This window comes from Actinomadura sp. 7K507, from assembly GCF_004348425.1.
In the GTDB taxonomy this organism is placed as follows: Bacteria; Actinomycetota; Actinomycetes; order Streptosporangiales; family Streptosporangiaceae; genus Spirillospora.
The window spans coordinates 1-4,558 of record NZ_SMKK01000401.1 but is presented as its reverse complement, the minus strand read 5'-3'; the positions used below and the strand labels follow the sequence as shown (position 1 = coordinate 4,558).

The 4,558-nt window shown below is 74.2% G+C and carries 6 protein-coding genes; 4 read left to right on the top strand and 2 right to left on the bottom strand.

Features of this window, described 5'->3' with window-relative positions; translation table 11 throughout:
• Positions 1 to 294 (bottom strand): hypothetical protein (locus E1285_RS43335; RefSeq protein WP_132160732.1); only part of this gene is annotated, 294 nt, incomplete at its 3' end.
• A gap of 255 nt (positions 295 to 549) precedes the next feature.
• Positions 550 to 1,218, bottom strand: coding sequence for an HAD family phosphatase (locus E1285_RS43330; protein ID WP_132160731.1), 669 nt, complete (start codon positions 1,216 to 1,218; stop codon positions 550 to 552).
• A gap of 185 nt (positions 1,219 to 1,403) precedes the next feature.
• Between E1285_RS43330 and E1285_RS43325 the strand changes: the two genes are divergently transcribed.
• The 4 genes from E1285_RS43325 to E1285_RS43310 form a co-directional block, all read left to right on the top strand.
• Complete coding sequence (locus E1285_RS43325; RefSeq protein ID WP_132160730.1) at positions 1,404 to 1,862, top strand: universal stress protein; 459 nt, start codon at positions 1,404 to 1,406, stop codon at positions 1,860 to 1,862.
• 256 nt (positions 1,863 to 2,118) lie between these two features.
• Positions 2,119 to 2,967: a PAC2 family protein gene (locus E1285_RS43320; protein WP_132160729.1), complete on the top strand. Its 849-nt coding sequence runs from the start codon at positions 2,119 to 2,121 to the stop codon at positions 2,965 to 2,967.
• 102 nt (positions 2,968 to 3,069) lie between these two features.
• Entirely contained in the window at positions 3,070 to 3,603 is a 534-nt protein-coding gene (locus tag E1285_RS43315) for a TrmH family RNA methyltransferase (protein ID WP_132160728.1), read from the top strand.
• Between the two features lie 83 nt (positions 3,604 to 3,686).
• A partial coding sequence (locus tag E1285_RS43310; RefSeq protein ID WP_132160727.1) for a serine/threonine-protein kinase occupies positions 3,687 to 4,558 on the top strand: 872 nt, incomplete at its 3' end.

Genomic DNA, 4,558 nt, shown 5'->3' with positions numbered 1-4,558 from the left:
CCTGTCCTCGCCCCCGCCGCCGGAGCCCGCGCGGCGGCTGATCATGGCCCCGGAGGTCATGTAGAGCAGCACGGCCAGCCCCGCCACCGCGACGCCCGCCCACTTCACCGGGCTGAACGCCAGGTCGACGAAGAAGTCCGTCACCCCCGTCATCGCCGCCGCGAGCGGCACCAGGGACAGGGCGGCCCCGCGCAGCCCGGTCCCCGCGCCGCGGCGACGGTAGACCCCCCAGCTGATGACCAACCCGACCAGGGTCACTCCGAGGCTGATCGCGAAAATCACTTCGTCGCTCATGCCGGCCCCTCAATCCGTACGGTGATGCCTCACTGAACGTCCTCCGTCCTCGGCGGCCTGCACCAGGCGACGACCTGGGCGGCAGGCCCGACGAAGGGCGTTCACTCCCATCGTCACACGCCGGGACCCGATTCCGATCCTCCCGGCGGACGGTTTGCGGCGGGGCAGGCCTCCTCCTCCCGCGTGACCCGCCCCCTGAGAGGCACGCCGCGGGTATCAGGGGCCGCTCACGTCACGGGAGCGCGAACCCGCCCCTCACGCCCCCGCGAACGGGGGCAGGGACCGCAGCGTCGCGAGGCTCACCTCGCGCAGCGACGCGACCACGAAACGGCCCGGCGCGGGCGGGATCGGCAGCACGCCGGGAACCGCGACGGTGACGCAGCCGGCCGCCTCACCCGCGGCGACGCCGTTCGGGGAGTCCTCCAGCACGACGCAGCGGGCGGGGTCGGCGCCCAGCCGGGCGGCCGCGGTGAGGTAGGGCTCGGGGTCGGGCTTGGTGCGCGCGACCTCGTCGCCGGCGACGCTGAGCGCGAAGTGCTCGCGGCCGATCGCGTCCAGCACCGGCTCGATGAGGCGGCGGTGGCTGGAGGACACCAGCGCCGCGGTGACCCCGGCCGCGCGGATCTCGCTGAGCAGGTCCTTGGCCCCGGGCATCATCGGGACGCAGGCGCCGAGGCGCTCGGCCATGCCGTCCAGCATCCGCCGCCCGACCTCCTCCGGGGAGGCGTCCGCGCCGGTCAGCTCCAGCATGTAGCGGACGGCGACGTCGAGGGAGCCGCCGACGAGGTGTTCCTGGTGGGCGGTGCTCCAGCGGCCGCCCAGCCACGCCATGACCTCGGACTCGACCTCCAGCCATACGCGCTCGGAATCGATGAGCAGGCCGTCCATGTCGAACAGCACGGCCTGCGGGCCGCCACGGGGCACAGCGCTCCTTCCGTTGCCGGCATACCCGGCGTAGTGGGTCCTCGTCCGGCCCGGCGTGCGGGGCACCCGGCGGCGCCCGCGGGGCGGGGCGCCTTTCTTGGACGAGGTGTGCAAAGAGACGGTGACGGATGGGTCACCGGACCGATAACGTGCCACCAGTAAACTACTACCCGGTAAGGAACGGCATGAGCGCGTACCGCACCATCCTCGTCGGCACCGACGGCTCGGACTCCTCGTTCCGCGCGGTCGACCGGGCCGCGCAGCTGGCGGCCGCCACCGGCGCCACCCTGCTGCTCGCCTCCGCCTACAGCCCGATGCCGGAGCGGGAGCGCGCCAGCGCCGCCGACCGGCTCGGGGACCTGGCCTACAAGGTACAGGGGTCCACGCCGGCCGACGACGCGCTGCGGGCCGCGCGGGAGCGGGCGGTCGCGGCCGGCGCCACCGACATCGACGAGGCCGCCGTCGAGGGCGACGCCGTGGACGTCATCTCCAAGCTGGCCAAGGAGCGGCCCGCGGACCTCGTCGTGGTCGGCAACCGCGGGCTGAACAGCCTCGCCGGGCGGATCCTCGGCTCGGTCCCGGCGAACCTGTCGCACCGCGCCTCCTGCGACGTGCTGATCGTCCACACCACCGACGGGAAGTGACCACCGTCCTCCAGCCCTCATCGTCCTCCAGCCCCCACCCGTCCTCCAGCCCGCGCCGTCCGGCCGTTCAGAGGGCGAATTTCGTTCGGTATTCCGCCGCGGGCGTACAGGGCGGGGGTCTGCCGCCGCGAAGGTGGGGGTAGGTCACCGGCAGGACGTAGGCTGACAGCCACCGATCATGCCCGGGGTCCCCGGCACCGGGAATGATCGCCCCCGTCGGTGGCGCTGTACCTGTGCGTCGGAAGGAGGCAGCGCGTTGGTCGAGCTCGAAGACGTGCCCGAACTCGTCGACCCGGTGCTCGTGGCCGCCTTTGAGGGGTGGAACGACGCCGGAGAGGCCGCCAGCGGGGTGATCGCTCACCTCGCGTCCACGTGGCAGGCGGCGCCGATCGCCGAACTCGACCCCGACGACTACTACGACTTCCAGGTCACCCGCCCGGTCGTGGAGATGACCGACGGCGAGACCCGCGGCATCACCTGGCCGACCACCCGCGTGTCGTGGGCGCGGCTGCCCAACGGCAAGGACGTCGTCCTGCTGCACGGGATCGAGCCGAACATGCGGTGGCGGTCGTTCTGCCGGGAGCTGGTCGGGCTGATGCTGGAGCTGGAGATCCGCAACGTCGTCCTGCTCGGCGCGCTGCTGGCCGACTCCCCGCACACCCGGCCGGTTCCGGTGACCGGCGCCGCGTCCGAGGCGGGGCTCGTCGGCACCCTGCACCTGGAACCGGCCCGCTACGAGGGGCCGACGGGCATCCTCGGCGTGCTGCAGGACGCGTGCGCGAAGGCCGACCTCGACACGGTGTCGCTCTGGGCCGCCGTCCCCCACTACGTCGCCCAGCCGCCGTCGCCCAAGGCGACGCTGGCGCTGCTGCGCCGCGTCGAGGACCTCCTGGACGTGACCGTCCCGCTCGGCGAGCTGCCCGATGAGGCGCGCGCCTGGGAGCACGGCGTCAACGAGCTCGCCGAGGAGGACTCCGAGGTCGCCGAGTACGTCCGCACGCTGGAGGAGCAGAAGGACGCCACCGAGCTGCCCGAGGCGAGCGGCGACGCCATCGCCCGCGAGTTCGAACGCTACCTCCGGCGCCGGGACCCCGGCCGGGGGTAGAATCTCCCCTTGAGTCCCGTTTCCGGTGATGGCCCGCGCACGCCGCGAAGTGCGTTTCCTCATGGTTGCTTCCTTCACGGAGGGCGGTAGCGCCCGGGACCGGTGAGCGGCGGCGCGCCGGGTCCGGCGATCCGGGTCCGTCCCCCGCGCGAGCTGCGCCGCCAGCGCCGCCGCCACTCCCACTCCTGCTGGGACCATCTCGTCGCCGCGCCGCTGTGGCCGCTGCACGGCGCCAACCTCGGGACCCTGCTGCGCACCTGCGACGCGGTCGGCGCGTGCCTGGCGGTCCCCCGGTTCTCGTGGGTGCCCGATGCCCTCGCGCGCGGCAACACGCTCCGCCGGCCCGCCTGCGTCCACTGGGTGAACGACCCGCTCGGCTGGCTGGAGCGCCAGCGGGACGCCGGTTCGCAGGTCGTCGGGGTGGAGCTGGCCGACGAGGCGGTGCGGCTCGCGGACCTGCGGGCGGCGCGCGTCCGGACGGTGGCGGTGCTCGGCCATGAGCGGTCCGGCATTCCCGGCGAAGCGCTCGACCTGCTCGACCTGGCCGTGGAGATCCCTATGGTGGGAGGCGGCAGCAGCCTGAACGTGGCCGTCGCCGGCTCGCTGGTGCTGTACAAGCTGGCGGGCCTGCTGTGATCTCCCCCGCTGATCGGGGCCTGTGCTAGGAAGGCCCGTGCGCGACGACGGCCGCGCCGACGACGACCGGAAGGGGTATCCCGTTGCCGGAGACCCAGCCGCTGCGGTCCCAGGACCCGGCGCGCCTCGGCCGCTACGAGCTGCTCGGGCGGCTCGGCTCCGGCGCCCAGGGCACCGTGTACCTCGGGGCCGGTCCGGACGGCGAGCACGTCGCGGTCAAGCTCCTGCGGGTCCAGTTCGACGACGACGACACCGCGCGGGCCCGGTTCGTCCGCGAGGCCGAGGTCGCCAAGCAGGTCGCGCGGTTCTGCACCGCCCAGTTCCTGGACGCCGAGGTCGCCGGGGACAGCCCGTACCTGGTCAGCGAGTACGTCCCCGGCGAGGCGCTGAACCGCCATGTCGCGCGGGACGGGCCGATGGCCGGCGGCGCGCTGGACCGGCTCGCCGTCAGCACCGCCAGCGCGCTGACCGCCATCCACCGCGCCGGGGTCGTGCACCGCGACCTCAAGCCGCACAACGTGCTGCTCGGGCCGGACGGCCCCCGCGTGATCGACTTCGGGCTGTCGCGGGTGCTGGACGCGGCCAGCGCGGTCAGCAGCCACGCCGTCGGCACTCCCGCGTACATGGCGCCCGAGCAGGTGTCCGGGGAGCAGGCGGGCGCCCCCGGCGACGTGTTCTCCTGGGGTTCGACGATCACGTTCGCGGCGACGGGGCGGCCCCCGTTCGGCGCCGACTCGATCCCGGCGGTCATGTACCGGGTGCTGCACAACGAGCCCGACCTGGGGGAGCTGGACGGTGAGCTGCGCGAGCTGGTGGCGGCGTCGCTGGACAAGGACCCCGCGCGGCGGCCCACCGCGGCGCAGCTGCTGCTGCGGCTCGTCGGCCACGAGGACGCGTTCGACCCGCCCGCCGCCTCCGCCGCCTTCCCCCGGGCGCAGGCCGCCTCCCCCGCCCT

Coding starts and splice junctions, on each gene's coding strand:
- E1285_RS43325 (WP_132160730.1), top strand. CDS start 1,404: ATGAGCGCGTACCGCACCATCCTCGTCGGCACCGACGGCTCGGACTCC.